The sequence below is a fragment of the Streptomyces nogalater genome (assembly GCF_039532885.1).
Taxonomy (GTDB): Bacteria; Actinomycetota; Actinomycetes; order Streptomycetales; family Streptomycetaceae; genus Streptomyces; species Streptomyces nogalater.
The window spans coordinates 38,242-60,037 of sequence record NZ_BAAASM010000053.1 but is presented as its reverse complement, the minus strand read 5'-3'; the positions used below and the strand labels follow the sequence as shown (position 1 = coordinate 60,037).

Sequence of the window (21,796 nt, the reverse complement as noted above, 5' to 3'; positions counted from 1 at the left end):
TCAGCCGGTGAAACCGGCCACGTTGTCCTTGGTGACCACCTTCACCGGCACCTTCACCGTCGGGGCCACCTTCTCGCCCCGGACCGCCTTGAGGGCGTTGTCCACGGCGATCCGGCCCAGCTGCGAGGGCTGCTGGGCGACCGACGCGTACAGCGTGCCGCCCTTGACCGCCGTCAGCCCGTCCGGGGTGCCGTCGAAGCCGACGACCTGCACCGACCTGCCCGCCTTGGAGCCGAGCGCCTTGATCGCGCCGAGGGCCATCTCGTCGTTGGCGGCGATGACGCCCTGCACGTCCGGGTGGGCCTGGAGCAGGTTCGACATCACGTCCAGCCCCTTGGTGCGGTCGAAGTCGGCGGGCTGCTGGGCCAGCACCCGGATGCCCGGGTAGGCCTTCAGGCCCTTGGCGAACCCGGCCGCCCGCTCGCGCGCCGCCGAGGTGCCCGCCTGCCCCTGGAGGATGACGATCTTGCCGCTGCCGCCCAGCTTCTCGGCGACGGTCTTCGCGGCCAGCTCACCGCCGGCCACGTTGTCGGACGCCACCAGGGTGGCCACCGAGGCGTGGTTGACACCCCGGTCCACGGCGACGACGGGGATGTCCGCCTTGCCGGCGGCCTTCACCGAGTTGCCCGCCGCGTCCGAGTCCACCGGGTTGACGATAATCCCGTCCAGGTTCGTACTGGTGAAGTTCTGGAGCTGGTTGGCCTGCTGGGAGGCGTCGTTCTGGGCGTCGGTGACGGTCAGGTCCACGCCCAGCTTCTTCGCCTCGGCCTGCGCGCCCGACCGGATCTGCACGAAGAACGGGTTGTTGAGGGTGGACAGGGACAGGCCCAGCCGCGGGTTGGACGACGAGGACGAACCGCCGTGCAGCAGCGAGGTCGCGCCGACCACGGCCACGGTGACCACGGCCGCCAGCGCGTACGTCACCGCCTGCTTCCCCTTCGGCCCACCCGCGCCGGCGGCCACCGGGACGGCACCGGCCTTGCGGCGCACGGTGTCCAGCAGCACCGCCAGCGCGATCACGACACCGATGACGACCTGCTGCCAGAACGCGGACACGGACAGCAGGTTCAGCCCGTTCCTCAGCACCGCCAGGATCAGCGCGCCGATCAGCGTGCCGGACGCCTTGCCGGTGCCGCCCGCGAGCGAGGCGCCGCCGATGACGACGGCGGCGATGGCGTCCAGCTCGTAGCCGTCGGCGGCCTGCGGCTGCGCCGAGGACAGCCGGGCGGCCAGCACCACGCCCGCGACGGCGGCGAACAGCCCGGACAGGGCGTAGATGGCGAGCTTCTGCCGCTTGACCCTCAGGCCCGACAGCCGGGCGGCCTCCTCGTTGCCGCCGATCGCGTACATGGACCGCCCGATGTAGGTCCGCCCGAGTATGACGGCGGCGATCAGCCCCATCACCACCATGACCAGCACCGGCACCGGCAGCCAGCCGCCCAGGGTGTCGCCGAGGTGGGAGACCGGGCCGGGGAACGCGATGGGGGAGCCCTGCGAGATCACCAGCGCCAGACCGCGGCCCACCGACAGCATGGCCAGCGTCGCGATGAACGGCGGCAGCTTGCCGTAGGCGATGAGGAAGCCGTTCACCAGACCGGCGACGACGCCCGTGGCGACCGCCAGGACGACCGCGAGCGCGACCGGCACCCCGTGCGAGGTGGCGCTCCAGCCCAGCATCGTCGCCGACAGCGCGGCCACCGATCCCACGGACAGGTCGATGCCCGCGGAGACGATCACGAACGTCACACCGAAGGCGAGGATGGCCGTCACGGCGGCCTGCACGCCGATGTTCAGCAGGTTGTCCGTGGTCAGGAAGTCACCCGACAGCGCCGACAGGGCGATGACGAGGACGATCAGCGCGGTGAGCGCGCCGTTGTCGAGCAGCAGCCGGCGCAGGCCGCCCGGGGCGCCACTCGCGCCCGACCGGCTCTTGAGCGTGTCAGTGGCCACGGGTGGCCTCCTTGTCGGTCTCGGTCTTCTCGGTGGTGGGGGTGGAGACGGCGAGGGACATCACCGCGTCCTGCGTGGCCTGGCCGGCGGAGAGCTCGCCGGCGATCCGGCCCTGGGCCATCACCAGCACCCGGTCGCTCATGCCGAGCACCTCGGGCAGATCGCTGGAGATCATCAGGACCGCGGCACCGGCGGCCGTCAGTTCGTTGATCAGCTGGTAGATCTCGACCTTGGCGCCGACGTCGATGCCGCGCGTCGGCTCGTCGAGGATCAGCACCTTGGTGTCGGCCAGCAGCCACTTGCCGATGACGACCTTCTGCTGGTTGCCGCCGGACAGCGTCCGCACCTGCTGCCCGAGGCCCGCCATGCGCACCCCGAGCTGCCCGGCGATCCGCTCGGCGGCGGCACGCTGCCCCTTGCGGTCCACGAGCCCCGCCCGGGTGGCCGCGCGCAGCGTCACCAGCCCCAGGTTCTCCTCGACGGAGGCGTCCAGCACCAGCCCCTGCCCCTTGCGGTCCTCCGGCACGAGCCCGATCCCGGCGTCCATCGCGGCGTTCACGTCATGCCGGCGCAGCTCGGTGCCGGCGACCCGGACGACCCCGCGATCGTAGGGATCGGCGCCGAACACGGCCCGCACGACCTCGGTCCGCCCGGCACCGACCAGCCCCGCGATGCCGACGACCTCACCGGCGTGCACCTCGAAGCTCACGTCGTGGAAGACCCCGTCCCGGCCCAGCCCCTCCACGGACAGCAGGGGGGCGCCCTTCTCGGGCCGCTCCCGCGGGTACTGCTGCTCGATGGACCGCCCCACCATCAGCCGGACCAACTCGTCCTCGGGAGTGGAGGCGGGCACCTGCCCGACACTCCTGCCGTCCCGGATGACGGTGACCCGGTCCCCGAGGGCGCCGATCTCCTCCAGGTGATGGGTGATGAACACGATCCCCACCCCGTCGGCACGCAGCCCCCGCACGATGGTGAAGAGCTTCTCCACCTCCTCCGAGGTGAGCACGGCGGTCGGCTCGTCCATGATGAGCACGCGCGCGTTCAGGCTGAGCGCCTTGGCGATCTCGACCATCTGCAGCCGGGCGATCCCGAGTTCCCGCACCCGCGCCCGGGGCGAGACGTCGACCCCGACCCGCTTCAGCAGCGTCGCGGCGTCGTCCTCCATCCGCTTCCGGTCGATCATCCCGAAGCGGCGCGGCTGCCGCCCCAGGAAGATGTTCTCGGCCACGGTCAGATCCGGCACCAGGTTGAACTCCTGGTAGATCGTGGCGATCCCGAGCCGTTCGGCGTCCTGCGCCCCGTGGACGCGCACCTCCTCTCCGCCCACGAGAATCCGGCCGGCGTCGGGGGTGTAGGCACCGGAGAGCATCTTGATCAGCGTGCTCTTGCCGGCCCCGTTCTCACCGAGCAGCACATGGACCTCGCCCCGGCGCAGATCGAAGTCGACGCCGTCGAGCGCGACCACGCCGGGGAAGGTCTTCCGTATGCCCTCGATGCGCAGCAACTCGTCCGGGTTGCTCACGTCGTGCTCCTTTGCACTGGGGAGGGGGTGGGGGGCTCACCGCACGAGCGGCGTACGACGAGCCGGGCGGGCAGCGTGACGGAGCGCGGGGTACGCCCCTCGATCCGGTCGACCAGCGCGCGTACGGCGGCCCGCCCCAGCTCACCGGTGGGCTGGGCGATCGCGGTGACCGGCGGATCGGTGTGCACGAACCACGGGATGTCGTCGAACGCGGCCAGCGCGATGTCGTCGGGCACGCGCAGACCCCGCGCGCGTACGGCGTCCAGCGCGCCGAGCGCCATCAGGTTGTCGGCGGCGAAGACGACGTCGGGCGGCTCGGGCAGATCCAGGAACCCCTCGGTGACCCGCCGCCCGCTCTCGGCCTGGAAGTCGCCCTGGCCTATGTAGGCGTCGGGCAACGGCAGCCCGTACTCGGCGAGCGCGGCCCGGAAGGCCTCGACACGCTCACTGCCGGTGGTGGTGGCGGCGGGCCCGGCGATGATGGCGAGCCGCCGGTGCCCGAGCGCGTACAGATGCGCCACGAGGTCCCGTACGGCGGCCCGCCCGTCGGCCCGCACGACGGGCACGTCCACACCGGGGATCCACCGGTCGACGAACACCATGGGAGTCCCCGCCCGGGCGGCGTCCAGCATGAGCGGCGACCCGCCGTCGGTGGGCGACACGAGCAGCCCGTCGATCCGCCGGTCGAGCAGGTTCCGCACGTGATGGTCCTGGAGTTCGGGCCGTTCGTCCGCGTTCCCGATGATCACGCTGTACCCGAGCGCCCGGGCCTCTTCCTCGACGGACCGGGCCAGCGCGGTGAAGTAGGGATTCAGCACGTCACTGATGACGAGCCCGAGGGTGTGGGTCTGATCGGTCCGCAAGGACCGCGCGACGGCGTTCGGCCGGTACCCGAGGGCCGCCACGGCGGCCATCACCCGCTCCCGGGCGTCGGCGCTGACGGACGGGTGGCCGTTCAGCACGCGTGACACGGTGGCCACGGACACCCCCGCCGAAGCGGCGACATCCTTGATGCTCGCCATCGCCGGCTCCACCTCCTCGTGGACTCGTGGAATCGATTACATCCCTGCCGTACGAGGATTGGAAACGATTACACGGGGCGGGGGCAAGGGGGTGGGGTTGGCCGAAACCCAATCGTGACCGTGGCGGCGGGCGGTCGTGGCGGGTGGGGGCCACTCTCGGGAGTCGGGGCCGGGGCCGGCGGCCGGTTGGACCGCGGACACGCACGCGCACGAGGTCGGCACGAGGTTGGCACGAGACCGGCACGAGACCGGCATGAGACCGACACGAAGCCGGGACGGAACAAATGAAAAAACGCTCTCCCTAACGTTTTCCAGGGATCGCGTTCACTCATTTGCCGCGCATCTGGAGGAGAGGGGGTGGCGTTAGCCGAATATGACGACGACGAGGTTCCACGGCCTGCTTCACCGGGACACGAGGAAGGATAGCCTGTCGACGGACGGTTTGCTGACATTCAGTCCAACATTGCACCCACCTGGAGCAACCGACTTCGCACCGGAGGGGCGTAACGATCACGCCCCGGCCGCACCGCAGGAGACCGGGACCCTGCTTCACGAATTCCTTGCTCTGCTGGAGGCGGTCCAGGAGGAATTCAACGAACGGTGGAGCGCTCAGGAAAACGCCGACGGCCACTTGGACCGCGTCTGACCCGGGGGGATTTATGAATCAAGAATATTCGGGTTCCTCTTTCACACGGCGCGAATGGTACGCGGACGCGGCCCCGTACCCGCCGGGCCCCCACTGGCCCGGCGGTCCGGGCGATGCCCTGGACCCGGGCGATGTGCTGGTACCACCCGATTACTGGGACCCGGCGGAAGAACTCGCCACCCTCCTGAAGGAGGCTGCGCCCACCGGACAGACGGCCATGGTCCCGCCGCCGCGCAGCGAGCCGGCACCCGGCCTGGACTTCGCGGACCCGATGGAGAAACTGGCGCGGATCACCGCGCAGTTCCCCTCCGGCCGGCGCGCTCCCGCCGGACCGGGGCACCGGAAGAGGCGCGTCGAGAAAGACCACGTCAAGTGGATGCGGGCGGGCAGTGTTGTGATCGCCGCGTTCGTGTCCGTCCTCGCGGCGATGGTCAGCGTATTCGGCGGAATGGCGGCCTATGATCCGCTGCGGAATGCCACCCCGGGCGTGAACGGAGGAATGATCGCCTGGTGGCCCCTGCTCGTGTACGGCCCTTGGATGGCGGCCTCCCTCTCCATCCTGCGAAATGCCCTGCATCAGCGCCGGGCCATGCACTCGTGGTGCATCGTTGTGCTGTTCTCCTCGGTGGCGATGATCCTGTGCGTAGCCCAGGCCGACCGAACCGTCACGGGCATCGCCGGAGCCGCCCTCCCCGCGTTCGCGTCCCTGGCGTGCTTCCAGCAACTGATCCGCCAGATCACCCTGACACTGCCCCAGAGCCAGGAAAAACCCCGCCACGGCAGGTAACGCAGAACCGTTGCGCCGGGCGTCGGCCGATGGGTGCCCGGCTCAGCTGTCGTGGTGGGACACCGACGGGGAGGGAGAAGGAGGAACCGGAGCGTTCCGCGACCAGAAGTCGGAGTGGATGTACGGGAGCCCGTCGGACTTGACGGCACGCGGGTCGAGGGGCTTCCGCGAAGGCTCGGTCACCTTCGACTCGGCGACACAGGGAGACACCACGTCGAAGCTGGCCTGGCCCGCGTAACCGAATTCCAGGCTGACCCGGAAACCGTTGGGTGCGGTGGCGAAGACCGCCGGCATCTCCTTGTGGTCGCGCACCGACGTGATGGTGTACCCGAGCTTCTTCCAATAGCGCTCCACCACGCCCAGGAAGTTGCCCCGCCGCTCGCTGGAAATGATCGTCATCACATAGCGTCGGCGCGTCACTTGCCCCGTGCCGGTGGAGTCGTTCTTGAAGTCGGGGCAGATCGCTTCGCTGGAAGGCCCTGGAGCGGCCTCCACAGGAGGGTGGATGACCTTGACCATGGCGTCCAGCATCTGCTCCGCGTGGACGCCGGCCTCCTGCATGTTCATGTGAGTCTCCTTCGTCGACCCCTCCCGACTACCCTTTTCGGTGCCCTCACCCGAAAAGCCGCAACCGGAAACAAGGAGGGCGGCCACCAGAAGGCCCAGGGTGCGCTTCTTCATCGATGTTCGTCCCACTTCACAAGTTCGGGCCGGTCGGCGACGAGGGCCGCGATGTTCGCGGCCGACTGAGGATCCTTCTCCGGATTGAAGTAATTGGAATGCGCCGGTGTAGGTCCCTGCCCATCGATCAGCGGCCTGGGGCCGTCGGCGACCTCGAAGCGCCTGGCCCCGAACGTCTCGCTGGCCGGGTCTTTCCCGAACCAGAGGTCATCGTCCCCCTGATCCGCGAGGTCCCCGATCAGGTGCGCCCCTGCCGGCCCGCCCCCGAAGAAGCCCATGGTCCCCGCGATCGCCTCCTTCTTCGACGGCAGGTGGCTCACCGGGTCGTTCTCCGCGGCCCCGACGAAGACGTGGTCTTTGCCGACGCCGAGTTCCTCTGCCCTGTCGACGCCCGTGCCCGGACTGCCCAGAAGAATGATGTCGTCGGCCCCCGGAATTCCTCCCGGTTCCTGCGTTGCCGCGCCGACCAGGCGGGAACCGTATGAGTGCCCGATCGCCACGAGATGCGGATCCTTGTGGTCGTTGGTTGCCGCGAGCCCGGCCATGAACGAGTTGTACGCCGGGGCACCGTTCTTCGCCTTGTCAGCCGACGTGACATCCGTGTCGGATGCCAGCGTAGGGAGATCGCCGGGCGCGGAAAGCTGGGGGGCGTCATAGCCGAGCCACACGATGGATGCGCTGGAGGGGTCGTACTTCCGTGCGCCAACCGCTGTTTCATGCGCCCGCTTCAGGTCATTTCTTGTGAAGTCGGTGTCCAGAGCGGTACCGAGGCCCGGTGCGTACGCGGACACGTTCCTGGACGTGTCCGGGTTCCCGTAGGAGACAATAGCCCGGCCCAGTCCTTCATCGCTGACTCCAAGCAGGTACATGGGCGGCTCTCCCGCGTTCGTGAGCCGTTGCGTGGCATTGTCCTGAAGCTGCTGCTGGATGCTCTTGAGCGCGTCCAGCTGCGTCTTGGCTTTTTCGCCGTCCTCACTCGACAGTTTGCCGATGAGGATGTCCAGGTTTTCCCGATTCACCTCGTCGCGCACAGCTGACGGGATGCCGTCCGAATTGCCGATATACTCAGGAAACGCTCTTTTGTATTCGTTGCGTTCCTCATCGCTGAGACTATCCCACCACTCCTTGCGCTCGGCGGGTGACTTGTCGAGAGGAATGTGATCTCGGAGATAATCCGACGCGGCCTCGCCGAGAGCTTCTGTGTCCGCAGCCACATCGGTCCACGTCTTGGCGTCGACCATCAGCCCCGGAGCCGCCTTCAGTTTCTTCAGTACCGAGCTGTATCGCTCGTCGATCTCCGCTGCTTCGCGGAGGGCACGAGAGATTCTGTTGGCGATGTCTTGCGCCTTGGCCTGATGGGGGTTGGGATGGATCAGGCCGGACAGGTCCGGACCAAGCCCGGGCCCGTGGTACATGCCGTCGTTTCCGATGGCAGTCCCGCCGGGAATCTCCTCACCGGTCAGCTCGTTCTTTCCACCGGCGGGAAACGTCACGCTACCGTCCGCATGGACGGTGTACGACAGTGCCTTCGCGTCATCGAGCGCCTGCAACACTTGGCGTTGAGGGGCGGCGATCTCCGAAGAGAAGGCATTGAGCGCACCACTGATCAGGCCGCATTCGAGCTGTGTGTAGTGGAAGTTCTCGGACAGCTGTCGCAGCTTTCGCTGCGCAGCGTCTGCCGCCTCTCCCTCGTTCGCTTCGCGGATGGCCTTGGCGACATCCTTGTCGACACGTTCCCTCGCGGCATCAGCCGTCTCACTGATTGCACGGTAACCGTCCGCGGCTTCCGCGTACTCTGATGGCTTGATCTTTTGCAGCGTCTGGAGGTCCATGCCTGTGAATTACCGGCCCTTGCCTGGTTTACCGGGGGCAGAACTGCTCTCGGAACCGACCTTGATCCCCGCGATCTCGGATTTGATGGCTTGGTCAGTCCTCAACTGGTCGTGACCCGTCTTGTTCAGCACCTCGGCCAGACCGCGGCACAACTCACTGATGTCGGTGACACGGCGCTCCCAGGAGGCATACACACTTTTTTGGGCAGCCGCTGTAAGACATACGGACTCTTCGTCCAGGCCCGTCTGTCCCTGTTCCAGCTTCGTCAGCGCCTTGCTGAGACTGTCCTGCAGCGAGCCGACGCCCTCACCGGCCGCGGACCAGGCCGCCTTGTCGGACCGGAGTTTGCCCTTGCCACCGCCGACCATGGGCAACTGGTCGAGTTGCGTGCGTGCGGAATGCCGATCGGCAGCGGTGGCCTTGAGCTGCTCCCACTCGTCCCACGCCACGCGTGGCCCCCCAGGTCGTATCGAGAACCGCCGCACCAAAAGCGCTCGACGGTGCTGATCCATTAGTCCGCCAGGAGAGTACGTGTGCCGGGTGTTCGCGGACCATCCGCACTGGCCCCCAGCCCTTCCTGAGTATCTGTACTCATGTGGGTTTCAGCCACGCGCGGGCTCATGACTGACGAGGTCCGGGGATGCATGACGGACAACTCCGCCGCGTCCGCAGCATGGAGGGCGCGCTGGGCCCAGACCTCCAGTTGGCCGGGGTCCGTGCAGGCATGTACTCGCTCACGGACACCATCGGGCACCGGGATACCGCGCCACTCCAGGACGTGGAGGGTCATCTCCTGCCGCTCCTGAATACGCCCCTCCTCACGCACCTGCTCGGCCAGCGGGTGTCGCCGGAAGTACTGGACAGCCGTCATGAGATCCCTCCACATCTGCTTCGCCTGGGGGCCGACCAGGCATGAGTCGACGAATTGCGCGAAGACCGCGGCACTGTCGGAGTCGATGTGCCGCAGGGCGGATGCCAGGGATTCCAGTATGGAAACGGCCGCACCGTCAGCGAGTGCCGCCCCGGGAGACCCAGCCGGATCGGACGCGAGGCCCACTGCGCCGTCGCAGGTAGTACAGCCAGCTGCCCCGCTTCCGCTCGTCCGTCTTCCCCTGCGACTCCACGACGAGCGGATACGTACCCTCGTCCGCCTCCGCCCGCAGCAACGTGTCCACCCGGCGCTCGACCCTCATGCGACGAGCCGACCATCAGCTCTCCTTTCGTACGGCCTGGCCAACGAGCCAGGCCGCCGAGAGGTCGCGTCGCGGTTCGGGAAGGGGCAGCGGGCCTCAGCGCCGTACCGCCAGCGCCGCGCCCAGCAGGCGGGCCAGGACCTCCACCAGGCGGATGTCCTCCTTGCGGAGGTCCCCGGGGTTCGGCGCGTCCACGCACAGGACGCCGAACGCGTCCTTGCCGGCGGCGGTGATGGTGGCGGTGATGTAGGTCTTGTACGAGTCCGTCTCGGGGCGGAGCGCGGGATCGAGCGCGTCGACGTTCTCGACGAACGTGCTCTTGCGGTCGTCCATCAGCTTCAGCAGGGACGCCCCGCGCGCCTGGTCCTCGCGGAACACCGTCCGCGGCGCCTCCGCCCGCCCCATCCACAGGCCGGCGAGGCACTTCATCTCCCGGACGCCGGTCCCCAGGGACGCCGGGTCGACCTCCAGGACGCAGGCGCGCGTGTTCTGCGGACCGATGAGCTGGGCCGTGAGGGAGACGATGGCCAGCTTCATCTGCTGTTGGAGCGGGCTGCGCGCGCTCTTGCTGGTCGCGCTGACGATCTCGCCGATGTGGTGGACCAACACCGTGAGCACGTCCTCCATGGCTCCACGGGCACGCTCCGCGGCGACCTTCGCGGCCTGTTCGGCGGTGACCAGGTCGCGCCGGGCGGCGACCGTCTCACGCCGGGACACGACGACCGTGGCCACCGTGGCGAGGACGCCGACACCCATGATCGTCATGGCGAGCCATATCGGAAGTTCCAGGCCAAGACCGAGGACGATCGGTGCCACGTACGTGACGACGCTCAGCGTCCCCATCGTCGTCGTACCCCAGCCCACCCGTAATCCACTCAAGGACATAGCGACGGAGCCTACACGCGGAGTTAGGCCATGTGGGTGGTTCGACCGTTTCGGAGGGCGTGTCTCTGGGTATCAATACGGTGACGGAAGGTGTCCGGGCCGTGACCGGGAGGCGGACGGTTCGTTCAGGGACGATGTCAGCCTCTTGAACCGGGCCGATTGTCAATTCGTAAGCCATACCGTCGGATTGACGCTGACAAGCCATCAGCCGAGACTGTACCGTCAACGCTTGGAGGGCGCATGCCGACCCAGACCGGCGGGAGCCACCCGTCCTCCGAGTCGAACCCGGGGGGGAGCGCGAGCATGAGCACTGCGCACAGCGAGGTGTGGAGCGGGGTCGTCTTGGACACGGACCCGGCGGTACGCGAGTTCGAAAGAGACCCGGCCGAGTACATGAAGCGGAAAGCCACGGCCCTCCGCTCCGTGGACTTCGAGAGCGTACGAGCGAGCCTCAGCGGATCCAGCGAGCCACGCGCCTCGCTGCTCATGCGTCTGAAGACGTTCCTGTCACCCGGCGTCAGGGGCGACAAGCAGGCCGGCTGAAGCACGGGCCCGGCCGCGCGGGCGGGCTGTCCGCAGGCGGGCTGTCAGACCCCACCGGTACCGTCGGATCATGGACCGACAGGCGGGGAACTCCAGCGGTGAACGGCGTCTCGCCGTTCTCGAAGGCGTGCTGGAGCGCATCACATACGCCAATGAGGAGAACGGCTATACCGTCGCCCGGGTCGACACGGGCAGAGGTGCCGGCGACCTCCTCACAGTGGTCGGCGCGCTGCTCGGTGCCCAGGTGGGGGAGTCCCTGCGCATGGAGGGCCGCTGGGGCTCGCACCCCCAGTACGGCAAGCAGTTCCACGTCGAGAACTACACGACCGTCCTGCCGGCCACCGTCCAGGGCATCCGCCGCTATCTGGGCTCCGGGCTGGTCAAGGGCATCGGCCCGGTCTTCGCCGACCGCATCACCCGGCACTTCGGCCTCGACACCCTGCGGATCATCGAGGAGGAGCCGAAGCGCCTGATCGAGGTGCCGGGCCTCGGCCCGAAGCGCACGAAGAAGATCGCCGACGCCTGGGAGGAGCAGAAGGCGATCAAGGAGGTCATGCTCTTCCTCCAGACCGTCGAGGTGTCCACCTCCATCGCCGTGCGGATCTACAAGAAGTACGGGGACGAGTCCATCTCCGTCGTCAAGGAGCAGCCGTACCGGCTCGCCGCCGACGTCTGGGGCATCGGCTTCCTCACCGCCGACAAGATCGCCCAGTCGGTCGGCATCCCGCACGACAGCCCCGCGCGGGTGAAGGCCGGCCTGCAGTACGCGCTGTCGCAGTCCGCCGACCAGGGGCACTGTTTCCTGCCGGAGGACCGGCTGATCGCCGACGCCGTCAAGCTGCTCCAGGTCGACACCGGGCTGGTCATCGAGTGCCTGGCCGAGCTGGCCGAGCCCCCTGAGGAGGGCGCCGACCCGGGCGTCGTACGGGAGAAGGTGCCCGGTCCCGACGGCGACGAGGAGCCGGTCAGCGCCGTCTACCTGGTGCCCTTCCACCGCGCCGAACTCTCCCTGTCCGCCCAGCTGCTGCGGCTGCTGCGCACCGACGAGGACCGGATGCCGGGCTTCCGGGACGTCGACTGGGCGAAGGCGCTCGGCTGGCTCACGTCCCGGACCGGCGCCGACCTCGCGCCCGAGCAGGAGGCGGCGGTCAAGCTGGCGTTGACGGAGAAGGTCGCCGTCCTCACCGGCGGGCCGGGCTGCGGCAAGTCGTTCACCGTCCGCTCGATCGTGGAGCTGGCCCGGGCCCGGCGCGCCAAGGTGCTGCTGGCCGCCCCGACCGGCCGCGCGGCCAAGCGGCTGTCGGAGCTGACCGGCGCCGAGGCCTCCACCGTGCACCGCCTGCTGGAGCTGAGGCCCGGCGGGGACGCGGCCTATGACCGCGACCGCCCGCTGGACGCCGACCTGGTGGTGGTGGACGAGGCGTCCATGCTGGACCTGCTGCTCGCCAACAAGCTGGTCAAGGCCGTGCCGCCGGGCGCCCATCTGCTGTTCGTCGGGGACGTGGACCAGTTGCCCAGCGTCGGCGCCGGAGAGGTGCTGCGGGACCTGCTCGCCGACGGCGGTCCCATCCCCGCCGTCCGGCTCACCCGGGTCTTCCGGCAGGCCCAGCAGTCCGGGGTGGTCACCAACGCGCACCGGATCAACGCCGGGCAGCACCCGCTCACCGACGGGATGAAGGACTTCTTCCTGTTCGTCGAGGACGACACGGAGGCCGCCGGGCGGCTCACCGTGGACGTCGCCGCACGGCGAATTCCCGCCAAGTTCGGGCTGGACCCGCGCCGGGACGTGCAGGTGCTGGCGCCGATGCACCGCGGCCCGGCCGGCGCCGGCGCGCTCAACGGGCTGCTCCAGCAGGCCATCACGCCCGGCCGGCCCGATCTGCCGGAGAAGCGGTTCGGCGGCCGGGTCTTCCGCGTCGGCGACAAGGTCACCCAGATCCGCAACAATTACGAAAAAGGGAAGAACGGTGTCTTCAACGGCACCGTGGGCGTCGTCACCTCGCTCGACCCGGTCGAACAGCGCCTGACAGTGCTGACGGACGAGGACGAGGAGGTGCCGTACGAATTCGACGAACTGGACGAACTGGCCCACGCGTACGCGGTGACCATCCACCGTTCGCAGGGGAGCGAGTATCCCGCCGTGGTGATTCCCGTCACGACGGGGGCATGGATGATGCTTCAGCGGAACCTGCTGTACACGGCGGTCACCCGGGCCCGTCGGCTGGTCGTGCTCGTCGGATCACGCAAGGCGATCGGCCAGGCGGTGCGCACGGTGTCGGCCGGACGGCGTTGCACGGCCCTGGACTTCAGACTCGGCACGAAATGATCGATCAAACGAGTCGTGAAGGTCACAGAGCACTTCCGGAACCCCCTCGAAGGGGGCAGGATGGGCAGGCTGACGGCACTGAGTGCCGTCAATAGGCCCAATGGTCGACCCCGAGTGCACTCTCCTGAGCCAAATGGGGGATGGTAGAGACAGTCAGGGCACCTCGAAGATGAGGCACTACGTCGGTGAGGGAAGACGTGAGCGACAACTCTGTAGTACTGCGGTACGGCGACGGCGAGTACACCTACCCGGTGGTCGACAGCACCGTCGGCGACAAGGGCTTCGACATCGGGAAGCTCCGCGCCCAGACCGGTCTGGTGACCCTGGACAGCGGGTACGGCAACACGGCCGCCTATAAATCCGCGATCACCTACCTCGACGGCGAGGCGGGCATCCTCCGCTACCGCGGCTACCCCATCGAGCAGCTGGCCGAGCGCTCCACCTTCCTTGAGGTGGCGTACCTGCTCATCAACGGCGAGCTGCCCACCGTCGACCAGCTGACGGCGTTCAAGAACGACATCACGCGGCACACGCTGCTGCACGAGGACGTCAAGAACTTCTACAAGGGCTTCCCTCGCGACGCCCACCCGATGGCGATGCTGTCCTCGGTCGTCTCGGCGCTGTCCACCTTCTACCAGGACAGCCACAACCCGTTCGACGAGAAGCAGCGCGACCTCTCCACGATCCGGCTGCTCGCCAAGCTCCCGACCATCGCCGCGTACGCGTACAAGAAGTCGATCGGCCACCCGTTCGTCTACCCGCGCAACGACCTGGGCTACGTCGAGAACTTCCTGCGCATGACCTTCTCGGTCCCGGCGCAGGAGTACGAGCTGGACCCGGTCGTGGTGTCGGCGCTGGACAAGCTGCTGATCCTGCACGCCGACCACGAGCAGAACTGTTCGACCTCCACGGTCCGCCTGGTCGGCTCCTCGCAGGCCAACATGTTCGCGTCCATCTCGGCCGGCATCAACGCGCTGTGGGGCCCGCTGCACGGCGGCGCCAACCAGTCGGTGCTGGAGATGTTGGAAGGCATCCGCGACTCCGGCTCCGACGTCGACACCTTCATCCGCAAGGTGAAGAACAAGGAGGACGGCGTCCGCCTGATGGGCTTCGGCCACCGGGTCTACAAGAACTTCGACCCGCGCGCCAAGATCATCAAGGCTGCCGCGCACGATGTCCTCTCCGCGCTGGGCAAGGAGGACGAGCTCCTCGACATCGCCCTGAAGCTGGAGGAGCACGCGCTCTCCGACGACTACTTCACCGAGCGCAAGCTCTACCCGAACGTCGACTTCTACACCGGTCTGATCTACCGGGCCATGGGCTTCCCGACCGAGATGTTCACGGTCCTGTTCGCCCTCGGCCGGCTGCCGGGCTGGATCGCCCAGTGGACCGAGATGATCAAGGAGCCGGGCTCCCGCATCGGCCGCCCGCGCCAGATCTACACCGGCGTGGTCGAGCGCGACTTCGTCCCGGTCGAGGAGCGCTGAGCGCAGTGGGCAGGGGGTCCGTCCGAAAGGGCGGGCCCCGGTCCGGCGCTCGCAGGTGATCGCCCGCGGGTGATCGCGCGGCGGAGAAGCGCCAGAAGCGTCACGGAAGACGCGAGGCGGAGAAGCGTCTCGGAAGAAGCGTCACAAAGGTGGAAGGCGCCCCGACGCCGGTCCCCCCACGGGCCGACGACCAGGGCGCCTTCCCATGTCCCGGTGCGGATTCCCCCCACGGGATCCGGCCGGGCGCTCGGAGAGGACAGCGCCTGAATCGCTGTCTGAGCACGCGCGAGCGAACTCGCCGTACTCCAGTGATGCGGTGCGGTCTGCCGGGACAGCGCACGCTGGGAGGGCCGCTCAAAGCTTCCCGGTGTACGTGCCCCGGCAACGCTCCCCCAAGCTCTCAACGTCGTGCGAGCCGGGAGGTACCCCCTTCTGGGAAAGTCCCCCAAGACATCCCCAGACGCCAGTCAGCGCCCCCCAAGACGCTGGTCTGACATCGCCAACTTAGACCTTCGAACCCCTTCGATGGTTACGTTCGCATCACTGTGATGTGCGTCTCTTGCATATGTCCCTTACGTACGCAAGAGCCCCGATATGGCAATCGAGGCCCAAGCGTAAGGAAGATGCGCGAGGCTTGTGAAGAGCTTATGTGAGGCTCGCGCAGGACTCCAGTGGGAACGGAAGATCGATTCCGAAATTCGGCAGTCGTTCACCGGAAGGCGCGCAGCCGCAGGCTGTTGGTCACCACGAAGACCGAGGAGAAGGCCATCGCGGCCCCGGCGATCATCGGGTTGAGCAGCCCGGCGGCGGCCAGCGGCAGCGCGGCGACGTTGTAGCCGAAGGCCCACACCAGATTGCCCTTGATGGTGGCCAGCGTCCGGCGGGAGAGCCGGATGGCGTCCGCGGCCACCCGCAGGTCCCCGCGCACCAGCGTCAGATCGCCGGCCTCGATCGCCGCGTCCGTACCGGTGCCCATGGCCAGGCCCAGGTCCGCGGTGGCCAGCGCGGCGGCGTCGTTCACGCCGTCGCCGACCATGGCCACGGCCCGTCCCTCGCCCTGGAGCCGCCGTACGACGTCCACCTTGTCCTCGGGCAGCACCTCGGCGTACACGTGCTCCGGGCCGATGCCGACGGCCCTGGCGACCGCGTCGGCGACCGTGCGGTTGTCCCCGGTGAGCAGCACCGGCGTCAGGCCCAGTGCGCGCAGCTCGCGGATGGCCTCGGCGCTGGTCTCCTTGACCGCGTCGGCGACGGCGAGCACCCCGCGGGCCCGCCCGTCCCAGCCGGCCACGACGGCCGTACGGCCCTGCTGCTCGGCCTCGCGGGCCGCGCGCGCCAGCTCCGGCGGCAGCTCGTCGTAGAGCCGCCCCACGGCCACCTCACGGCCGTTCACGCGCCCGCGTACGCCCCGCCCGGGCACGTTCTCGAAGTGCTCCGCCGGCGGCAGCGCACCGGCGCGTTCCTCGGCTCCGGCGGCGATGGCGCGGGCCACCGGGTGCTCGGAGGCGTGCTCCAGGGCGCCCGCGAGACGCAGCAGCTCCTTCTCGTCCTCGCCCTCGGCGACGTACACGGCCTCAAGGCTCATCCGGCCGGTGGTCACCGTGCCGGTCTTGTCCAGGACCACCGTGTCCACCCGGCGCGTGGACTCCAGCACCTCGGGGCCCTTGATCAGGATGCCGAGCTGGGCGCCGCGCCCGGTGCCCACCATCAGCGCGGTCGGCGTGGCCAGGCCCAGCGCGCAGGGGCAGGCGATGATCAGGACGGCGACGGCGGCCGTGAACGCGGCGGTCGTGTCCCCGGTGACCCCCAGCCAGACGCCGAAGGTGCCGAGCGCGATCAGGATGACCACGGGGACGAAGACGGCGGAGATCCGGTCGGCGAGCCGCTGCACCTCGGCCTTGCCGTTCTGCGCGTCCTCCACCAGTCGGGCCATCCGGGCGAGCTGGGTGTCCGCGCCGACCCGGGTGGCCTCGACGACCAGCCGGCCGCCGGCGTTGACCGTGGCGCCGGTGACCCGGTCGCCGGGGCCGACGTCGACCGGCACCGATTCGCCGGTCAGCATGGAGGCGTCCACCGCGGAGATGCCCTCCACCACCGTGCCGTCGGTGGCGATCTTCTCGCCGGGCCGTACGACGAACCGGTCGCCCACGGCCAGGCCGGACACCGGCACCCGCACCTCGCGGCCCTCGCGCAGCACCGCCACGTCCTTGGCGCCCAGCTCCATCAGCGCCTTCAGGGCGGCGCCGGCGCGGCGCTTGGAGCGGGCCTCCAGATAGCGGCCGAGCAGGATCAGGGCGACGACCCCGGAGGCGACCTCCAGGTAGATGGTGGAGGCGCCGTCCATGCGGGAGACGGTGAGGCGGAACTCGTCGTGCATGCCGTGGGTGCCCGCGTCGCCGAAGAACAGCGCCCACAGCGACCAGCCGAACGCGGCGAGCGTGCCGACCGAGACCAGGGTGTCCATGGTGGCGGCGCCGTGCCGGAGGTTGGTCCAGGCGGCCCGGTGGAAGGGGGCGCCGCCCCAGACGACGACCGGCGCGGCCAGGGTGAGCGAGAGCCACTGCCAGTTGTCGAACTGGAGCGCGGGGATCATCGCGAGCAGGACCACGGGCGCGGCGAGCAGCGCGGAGACGAGCAGGCGGTGCCTCGGCTCGGCGAGTTCGGCGTCCCGTTCCGGGGCCTCGGGCGCGGCCTCGGTCTCGGGCTCCGGCGGCCGGGGTTCCTCGGCGGTGTAGCCGGTCTTTACGACGGTGGCGATCAGGTCGGCGACCTCGACGCCGTCGGCGAAGGTGACCTTGGCCTTCTCGGTGGCGAAGTTGACGGTGGCGCTGACGCCGTCCATCCGGTTGAGCTTCTTCTCCACCCGGGCGGCACAGGACGCGCAGGTCATGCCGCCGATGAGCAACTCGACCTGCTCGGTGCCGGGCGCCGTGGCCGGCGGCTTGGCGGTGGTGCTGGTCATGTCCGGACTCCAGACATCGGACCGGGCCGTACGGATCCAGTATCAGCTGGTCGGCACGGCCCGGTCGGGGATCGGTCGGGTGGTGCTCAGGCCTGGCCGGCCAGCTCGTAGCCGGCCTCGTCGACGGCGGCGCGCACGGCCTCCTCGTCGAGCGGGGCCGCGGACACGACGGTCACCTCGCCGGTCGACGCGACGGCCTTCACCGAGCTGACGCCCGGGAGCTGGGAGATCTCCTCGGAGACGGAGCCCTCGCAGTGGCCACAGCTCATGCCGGTGACCTTGTAGACGGTGGTGACGGTGGTCATGTCGTTACTCCTCGTCGAGGCGCGTGTGGGCCGCGGGGTACCCGAAGGAACCCCGATATCACTGTATACCCCTAGGGGGTATGAAGCCAAGTGCCTCCCCGGAACGTCTAGCCTTCATGCGGGTTCCCGAAAGGAGCGCGCATGCGAGCGGTGGTCTTCGAGGAGTACGGAAAGCCGGCCGGGATACGGGAGGTGCCCGACCCGGAGCCCGCGGCGCACGGCGTGGTCGTCCGGGTGGAGGCCACCGGGCTGTGCCGCAGCGACTGGCACGGCTGGGCGGGGCACGACCCGGACATCACGCTGCCGCACGTGCCGGGGCACGAACTCGCCGGGGTGGTCGAGGCGGTGGGCGCCCGGGTGACCCGGTGGCGGCCCGGCGACCGGGTCACCGTGCCGTTCGTCTGCGCCTGCGGCACCTGCCCGGCCTGCGTGGCGGGCGACCAGCAGGTGTGCGAACGGCAGACCCAGCCCGGCTTCCACCACTGGGGCTCCTTCGCCGAGTACGTCGCCCTCGACCACGCCGACGTCAACCTCGTCGCCCTCCCGGACGACATGGCGTACGCCACCGCCGCCGCCCTCGGCTGCCGTTTCGCCACCGCCTTCCGGGCCGTGGTCCAGCAGGGCCGGGTGGCGGCCGGGGAGTGGGTCGCGGTGCACGGCTGCGGCGGCATCGGCCTGTCGGCGGTGATGATCGCGGCGGCCTCGGGTGCCCGGGTGGTGGCGGTCGACATCTCCCTGCGGGCCCTGGAACTGGCGCGCGGGTTCGGCGCCGCCGCGTGCCTGGACGCCACCGGCGTGGCCGACCCGGCCGCCGCCGTCCGGGAGCTGACCGGCGGCGGCGCCCATCTCTCGCTCGACGCCCTGGGCTCGCCCGCCACCTGCGCCGCCTCCGTGAACGGGCTGCGCCGCCGCGGCCGGCACGTCCAGGTCGGCCTGCTGCCCTCGGCCGACGGCACCACCCCGGTCCCGCTGGCCCGCGCGATCGCCCTGGAACTGGAACTCCTCGGCAGCCACGGCATGGCCGCCCACGCCTACCCCGGCATGCTCGACCTGGTCCGCACCGGCGTCCTGCGCCCCGACCTCCTGGTGACCCGGACCATCCCGCTCGACGCGGCCCCGGCGGCGCTCGCGGCCATGGGCACGGCGACGGGGGCGGGCGTCACGGTCGTCGAGCCCTGGAGCTGACCTGTCCGTCCGGGTGGTCAGCCGGCCCCGCGCCGGCGGTTGCCGGGGCGCGCGGCGACCCAGGCGCGGACGGTGTCGGCATACCAGTACGGCCTGCCGCCCTCGACGTGGTCGGGCGGGGGCAGATGCCCGTGCTTGCGATAGGACCGCACGGTGTCCGGCCGCACCCGGATGTGCGCCGCGATCTCCTTGTAGGACCAGAGCCTCCGGTCGGCCATGAGCCGCACCTCCCTGTGTGCGCCACGGCGGCGACCGTACGGCCGCCCGGGGGGCCGGGCGCTGCGTCGGTCACCCAGCCTGTGACTGACGGCGACGGTGAGTGACCGCCGGGGGGCGTCTGTCGACGGCATGTGACAGAGAACCGATACAGGCGTGACATCCGTGACAGGACGGTGGTGTTTGTGACGAACCCGCCACAAAGGGCATCCATGCACGGGGAGGAGCCCCGCCGTACCGGAGTCCGGAGGTCCGTATGTCCGGACAAAACGTTGACACGGTTCCGTATGCGGGGCTAGAAAGCCGGGAGAGCCATGACGAAGGGAAGCCGATGGCCTACGACCTGATCACCATGGGGCGGATCGGGGTGGACCTCTACCCGCTCCAGACCGGCGTCCCGCTCGCCCAGGTCTCGTCCTTCGGCAAGTTCCTCGGCGGATCCGCGGCCAACGTCGCCGTCGCCGCGGCCCGGCTCGGCCGCCGCACCGCCGTGATCACCCGCACCGGCGACGACCCGTTCGGCGCCTACCTCCACGAGGCCCTGCGCGGCTTCGGCGTCGACGACCGCTGGGTCACCCCCGTCCCCGGCCTGCCCACCCCCGTCACCTTCTGCGAGATCTTCCCGCCGGACGACTTCCCGCTGTACTTCTACCGCCGGCCCAAGGCCCCCGACCTGGAGATCCACACCCGCGAACTTGACCTGGACGCCATCGCGCGGGCCCGGATCTTCTGGGTCACCGGCACCGGCCTGAGCGAGGAGCCGAGCCGTACGGCGACCCTCGCGGCCCTCGCCCACCGGGCCAAGGCCGGCATCACCGTCTTCGACCTGGACTGGCGCCCCATGTTCTGGGCGGACCCAGGCGCCGCCCGCCCCTTCTACGCCGAGGCCCTGCGCCACGCCACCGTCGCCGTCGGCAACCTGGACGAGGTGGAGATCGCCACCGGGACGCGCGAGCCGTACGCCGCCGCCCGCGCCCTGCTGGACGCCGGGGCCGAGCTGGCCGTCGTCAAACAGGGGCCCAAGGGCGTCCTCGCCGTCAGCCGTGCGGGCGAGACCGCCGAGGTCCCGCCGCTGTCCGTCACCGTCCTCAACGGACTCGGCGCCGGCGACGCCTTCGGCGGCTCGCTGTGCCACGGCCTGCTGGCCGGGCACGGCCTGGAGACGGTGATGCGGCACGCCAACGCGGCCGGCGCCATCGTCGCCTCCCGCCTGGAGTGCTCCTCCGCGATGCCGACCCCCGACGAGGTGGCCGCCGCGCTCGACGCCGGAGCGGTGCGGTGAGGGCCGGCCGGGTCGCCGGCACGCACACCGAGGGCGGCGCCGCCGGCACGGGGCCACCGCCGGCCGCCCCCCACCCCGGCATCGACGTGGCCGAGCTGGTCCGGATCCGCGCCCGGCATCCCGAGGCCATCGCCGAGGCCGCCGCGCGCCGGGCCCGTCGTCCCCTGCTGGACGACGGCGGGCGGCTGATGATCGTGGCCGCCGATCACCCGGCCCGCGGCTCCCTCGGCGTCGGGGACCGGCGGCTCGCCATGGCCAACCGGGCCGACCTGCTGAGCCGACTCTGCCTGGCCCTGTCCCGGCCCGGTGTCGACGGGGTGCTCGCCACCGCCGACATCCTGGACGACCTGCTGCTGCTCGGCGCCCTGGAGCACAAGGTCGTCATGGGCTCCATGAACCGCGGCGGACTGCACGGGGCCAGCTTCGAACTGGACGACCGGTTCACCGGCCACCGCCCCGAGGACATCGAGCGGCTCGGCTTCGACGCGGGCAAGCTGCTGCTGCGCGTCGACTACACGGACCCCGGCTCCCTCGCCACCCTGGAGACCGCCGCCCGTGTCATCGACGCCATGGCGGCCCGCCGGCTCCCGGTGTTCGTGGAGCCGTTCATCAGCCGCCGCGGCCCCGGGGGCGAGCTGGTGAACGACCTCTCCGCCGAGGCGGTCACCCGGTCCATCGCCATCGCCTCCGGCCTCGGCGGCTCCTCCGCCTACACCTGGCTGAAGGTGCCGGTCACCGAGGACCCCGGCGACATGGCCCGGGTGATGCAGACCTCCACGCTGCCCGCCGTCCTGCTCGGCGGGGACGTCGGGGACCTGCCGGCGGACCGGGCCGCCGCCTACGACAAGTGGCGCGGCGCGCTGCGTCTGCCCACCGTGCGCGGCCTGGTGGCGGGCCGCTCGCTGCTGTACCCGGCGGACGGCGATGTGGCCGCCGCCGTGGACACCGCCGTAGGACTGCTGTGAGGG

At 69.9% G+C, this 21,796-nt stretch carries 17 protein-coding genes and 1 pseudogene; 7 read left to right on the top strand and 11 right to left on the bottom strand.

Features of this window, described 5'->3' with window-relative positions:
* Genes ABD350_RS29320 through ABD350_RS29310 form a run of 3 tightly spaced genes read right to left on the bottom strand, consistent with a single transcriptional unit; the run spans position 1 to position 4,497 of the window.
* On the bottom strand, positions 1-1,950 hold the full coding sequence (locus ABD350_RS29320) for an ABC transporter permease/substrate-binding protein (protein WP_344351746.1): 1,950 nt from the start codon (positions 1,948-1,950) through the stop codon (positions 1-3).
* On the bottom strand, positions 1,940-3,475 hold the full coding sequence (locus ABD350_RS29315) for a sugar ABC transporter ATP-binding protein (RefSeq protein WP_344351745.1): 1,536 nt from the start codon (positions 3,473-3,475) through the stop codon (positions 1,940-1,942). Before ABD350_RS29315 ends, ABD350_RS29320 begins: the two co-directional genes overlap by 11 nt.
* Positions 3,472-4,497, bottom strand: a complete 1,026-nt coding sequence (locus tag ABD350_RS29310) for a LacI family DNA-binding transcriptional regulator (protein ID WP_344351743.1) — start codon at positions 4,495-4,497, stop codon at positions 3,472-3,474. The genes ABD350_RS29315 and ABD350_RS29310 overlap by 4 nt, the downstream gene beginning before the upstream one ends.
* A 779-nt stretch (positions 4,498-5,276) precedes the next feature.
* On the opposite strand from ABD350_RS29310, the gene ABD350_RS29305 reads away from it, so the two are divergent.
* Positions 5,277-5,930 (top strand): DUF2637 domain-containing protein, encoded by a 654-nt coding sequence (locus ABD350_RS29305; RefSeq protein ID WP_344351741.1) that lies wholly within the window; start codon positions 5,277-5,279, stop codon positions 5,928-5,930.
* Between the two features lie 42 nt (positions 5,931-5,972).
* On the opposite strand, the gene ABD350_RS29300 is transcribed toward ABD350_RS29305, so the two are convergent.
* The 5 genes and pseudogenes from ABD350_RS29300 to ABD350_RS29280 form a co-directional block, all read right to left on the bottom strand.
* The gene (locus tag ABD350_RS29300) at positions 5,973-6,497 is read right to left on the bottom strand and encodes a hypothetical protein (protein WP_344351740.1); all 525 of its coding nucleotides are present in this window, start codon (positions 6,495-6,497) and stop codon (positions 5,973-5,975) included.
* A gap of 110 nt (positions 6,498-6,607) precedes the next feature.
* Complete coding sequence (locus ABD350_RS29295) at positions 6,608-8,443, bottom strand: alpha/beta hydrolase (RefSeq protein WP_344351739.1); 1,836 nt, start codon at positions 8,441-8,443, stop codon at positions 6,608-6,610.
* A 9-nt stretch (positions 8,444-8,452) separates the two neighbouring features.
* Positions 8,453-8,893: a hypothetical protein gene (locus ABD350_RS29290; protein WP_344351737.1), complete on the bottom strand. Its 441-nt coding sequence runs from the start codon at positions 8,891-8,893 to the stop codon at positions 8,453-8,455.
* Between the two features lie 203 nt (positions 8,894-9,096).
* A pseudogene (locus tag ABD350_RS29285) lies at positions 9,097-9,631 on the bottom strand (hypothetical protein); the annotation flags it as partial.
* Between the two features lie 102 nt (positions 9,632-9,733).
* The gene (locus ABD350_RS29280) at positions 9,734-10,522 is read right to left on the bottom strand and encodes a GAF domain-containing protein (protein ID WP_344351735.1); all 789 of its coding nucleotides are present in this window, start codon (positions 10,520-10,522) and stop codon (positions 9,734-9,736) included.
* 303 nt (positions 10,523-10,825) lie between these two features.
* Here ABD350_RS29280 and ABD350_RS29275 point away from each other — a divergent pair, with 303 nt between their 5' ends.
* The 3 genes from ABD350_RS29275 (at position 10,826) to ABD350_RS29265 (ending at position 14,878) form a co-directional block, all read left to right on the top strand.
* Positions 10,826-11,065, top strand: a complete 240-nt coding sequence (locus ABD350_RS29275; RefSeq protein WP_344351733.1) for a hypothetical protein — start codon at positions 10,826-10,828, stop codon at positions 11,063-11,065.
* A 70-nt stretch (positions 11,066-11,135) separates the two neighbouring features.
* The gene (recD2, locus tag ABD350_RS29270) at positions 11,136-13,391 is read left to right on the top strand and encodes an SF1B family DNA helicase RecD2 (RefSeq protein ID WP_344351731.1); all 2,256 of its coding nucleotides are present in this window, start codon (positions 11,136-11,138) and stop codon (positions 13,389-13,391) included.
* A gap of 197 nt (positions 13,392-13,588) precedes the next feature.
* Complete coding sequence (locus ABD350_RS29265; RefSeq protein ID WP_344351730.1) at positions 13,589-14,878, top strand: citrate synthase; 1,290 nt, start codon at positions 13,589-13,591, stop codon at positions 14,876-14,878.
* A 709-nt stretch (positions 14,879-15,587) separates the two neighbouring features.
* On the opposite strand, the gene ABD350_RS29260 is transcribed toward ABD350_RS29265, so the two are convergent.
* Together ABD350_RS29260 and ABD350_RS29255 are read right to left on the bottom strand one after the other, a co-directional pair.
* Positions 15,588-17,840, bottom strand: a complete 2,253-nt coding sequence (locus tag ABD350_RS29260) for a heavy metal translocating P-type ATPase (RefSeq protein WP_344351728.1) — start codon at positions 17,838-17,840, stop codon at positions 15,588-15,590.
* 86 nt (positions 17,841-17,926) lie between these two features.
* Positions 17,927-18,145: a heavy-metal-associated domain-containing protein gene (locus tag ABD350_RS29255; RefSeq protein WP_344351726.1), complete on the bottom strand. Its 219-nt coding sequence runs from the start codon at positions 18,143-18,145 to the stop codon at positions 17,927-17,929.
* A gap of 141 nt (positions 18,146-18,286) precedes the next feature.
* Between ABD350_RS29255 and ABD350_RS29250 the strand changes: the two genes are divergently transcribed.
* On the top strand, positions 18,287-19,330 hold the full coding sequence (locus tag ABD350_RS29250; protein WP_344351725.1) for a zinc-dependent alcohol dehydrogenase family protein: 1,044 nt from the start codon (positions 18,287-18,289) through the stop codon (positions 19,328-19,330).
* A gap of 17 nt (positions 19,331-19,347) precedes the next feature.
* On the opposite strand, the gene ABD350_RS29245 is transcribed toward ABD350_RS29250, so the two are convergent.
* Positions 19,348-19,548 (bottom strand): helix-turn-helix transcriptional regulator, encoded by a 201-nt coding sequence (locus ABD350_RS29245; RefSeq protein ID WP_344351723.1) that lies wholly within the window; start codon positions 19,546-19,548, stop codon positions 19,348-19,350.
* A 329-nt stretch (positions 19,549-19,877) separates the two neighbouring features.
* Between ABD350_RS29245 and iolC the strand changes: the two genes are divergently transcribed.
* Both iolC and ABD350_RS29235 read left to right on the top strand, forming a co-directional pair.
* Positions 19,878-20,828, top strand: a complete 951-nt coding sequence (gene iolC / locus ABD350_RS29240; RefSeq protein WP_344351721.1) for a 5-dehydro-2-deoxygluconokinase — start codon at positions 19,878-19,880, stop codon at positions 20,826-20,828.
* Positions 20,829-20,908: 80 nt separating this feature from the next.
* Positions 20,909-21,793: a Cgl0159 family (beta/alpha)8-fold protein gene (locus ABD350_RS29235; protein ID WP_344351765.1), complete on the top strand. Its 885-nt coding sequence runs from the start codon at positions 20,909-20,911 to the stop codon at positions 21,791-21,793.
* Positions 21,794-21,796 lie beyond the last annotated feature (3 nt).